The organism is Pseudomonas sp. SIMBA_068 (genome assembly GCF_046534705.1).
In the GTDB taxonomy this organism is placed as follows: Bacteria; Pseudomonadota; Gammaproteobacteria; order Pseudomonadales; family Pseudomonadaceae; genus Aquipseudomonas; species Aquipseudomonas putida.
Genome location: NZ_JAWRYI010001475.1, coordinates 1 through 241 on the forward strand (window position 1 = coordinate 1; position 241 = coordinate 241).

A 241-nucleotide genomic window follows, 5' to 3' on the forward strand; every position below is an offset into this window, starting at 1 on the left:
GGGCTATTCTGGGGGGCTGGTTGGGCGACCGCTACAACCTGGTGAAGGTCAAGGTCGGCTTCTTCATCGCTGCGGCACTGTCGATCAGCTTGCTGGGCGTGAACAGCCCGATGCCGGTGCTGTACCTGCTGATCTTCATCGCCGGCGCCACCACCATCGGCACGCAAATACTGCTGTACGCCGGCGCGGCGCAGATGTACGGCCTGTCGGTACGCTCCACCGGCCTTGGCTGGGCCTCGGG

Annotated in this window: 1 pseudogene; it reads left to right on the plus strand. The window is 65.1% G+C overall.

Going from position 1 to position 241, the window contains the following annotated elements:
- Window positions 1–241 (plus strand): annotated as a pseudogene (locus tag SB756_RS34540) (aromatic acid/H+ symport family MFS transporter); the annotation flags it as partial.